This is a genomic window from Polaromonas sp. (assembly GCF_029945895.1).
Lineage (GTDB): Bacteria > Pseudomonadota > Gammaproteobacteria > Burkholderiales > Burkholderiaceae_C > Polaromonas.
Genome location: NZ_JAQSDL010000118.1, coordinates 1 through 1,804, shown reverse-complemented (window position 1 = coordinate 1,804; position 1,804 = coordinate 1). Strand labels below are relative to the sequence as shown.

Here is a 1,804-nt window from a genome sequence, read left to right as displayed (position 1 = left end):
GCCACCGAATTGAAGTTTTTAGAAAGCGAACCATGAGCCACAAGCAAATCCGAAACATCGCCATCATCGCCCACGTTGACCACGGCAAGACCACCATGGTCGACCAGCTGCTGCGTCAGTCCGGCACCTTTGCCGAACACGAAAAAGTGGTCGACACCGTGATGGACAACAACGCCATCGAAAAAGAGCGTGGCATCACCATCCTGGCCAAGAACTGCGCCGTGACCTGGGAAGGCACCCACATCAACATCGTCGATACCCCCGGCCACGCCGACTTCGGCGGTGAAGTCGAGCGCGCCCTGTCCATGGTCGACGGCGTGGTGCTGCTGATCGACGCGCAGGAAGGCCCGATGCCGCAGACGCGCTTCGTGACCAAGAAGGCGCTGGCGCTGGGCCTCAAGCCCATCCTGGTGGTCAACAAGGTGGACAAGCCCGGAGCGCGCCCGGACTACGTCGTCAACGCCGCTTTCGACCTCTTCGACAAGCTCGGTGCCACCGACGAACAGCTCGATTTCCCCGTGGTGTATGCCTCCGGCATCAACGGCTGGTCGTCAATGGAAGAGGGCGCGCCCGGTGAGCAGTGGGGCCCTGACATGTCGGCCCTGTTCAACACCGTGCTCAAGCATGTGCCGCACCAGGAAGGTGATCCGGCGGCGCCGCTGCAACTGCAGATTTCCGCGCTCGACTTCTCGACCTTTGTGGGCCGTATCGGTGTCGGCCGCATCAGCCAGGGCACGATCAAGCCCATGATGGACGTGGTGGTGATGGAAGGTCCGGACGGCAAGGCTGTCAAGGGACGCATCAACCAGGTGCTGACCTTCCAGGGCCTGGAACGTGTGCAGACGCTTGAGGCTGGTCCCGGCGAAATCGTGCTGATCAACGGTCTGACCGACATCGGCATTGGCGTGACCATCACCGACCCGATCACGCCCATGCCGCTGCCCATGCTCAAGGTCGATGAGCCGACCCTGACCATGAACTTCTGCGTCAACACCAGCCCGCTGGCCGGCCGTGAAGGCAAGTTCGTCACCAGCCGCCAGATCTGGGACCGCCTGCAGAAAGAGCTGCAGCACAACGTGGCCCTGCGCGTCAAGGAAACCGACGAAGAAGGCATTTTTGAAGTCATGGGCCGCGGCGAGCTGCACCTGACCATCCTGCTGGAAAACATGCGCCGCGAAGGCTTCGAGCTGGCCGTGTCCAAACCCCGCGTGGTCTACAGGGACATCGATGGCGTGCGCCACGAGCCGATTGAGCTGGTGACGGCCGACATCGAGGAAACCCACCAGGGCGGCGTGATGCAGGCCCTCGGCGAGCGCAAGGGCGACCTGGTCAACATGGAGTCGGACGGCCGTGGCCGCGTGCGCCTCGAGTACCGCATTCCGGCGCGTGGCCTGATCGGTTTCACCAACGAATTCCTGAACCTGACGCGCGGCTCGGGCCTGATTTCCAACATCTTCGACAGCTACGAGCCGCACAAGGGCGAGATCGGTGGCCGCAAGAACGGCGTGCTGATTTCCATGGACGACGGTGAAATCTTCACCTACGCCCTGGGCAAGCTGGACGACCGCGGCCGCATGTTCGTCAAGGCCAACGATCCGGTGTACGAAGGCATGATCGTCGGCATCCACAGCCGTGACAACGACCTGGTGGTCAACGCGACGCGTACCAAGCAGCTGACCAACTTCCGCGTGTCCGGCAAGGAAGATGCGATCAAGATCACGCCGCCCATCGAACTGACACTGGAATACGGCGTCGAGTTCATCGAGGACGACGAGCTGGTCGAGATCACGCCCAAGTCGGTCCG

The 1,804-nt window shown here is 62.2% G+C and carries 1 protein-coding gene; it reads left to right on the top strand.

The window, feature by feature from the left end; all coding sequences use genetic code 11:
• Positions 1-32: 32 nt before the first annotated feature.
• The coding region (gene typA / locus PSV33_RS18825; RefSeq protein WP_300564150.1) for a translational GTPase TypA at positions 33-1,804 on the top strand (1,772 nt) is incomplete at its 3' end.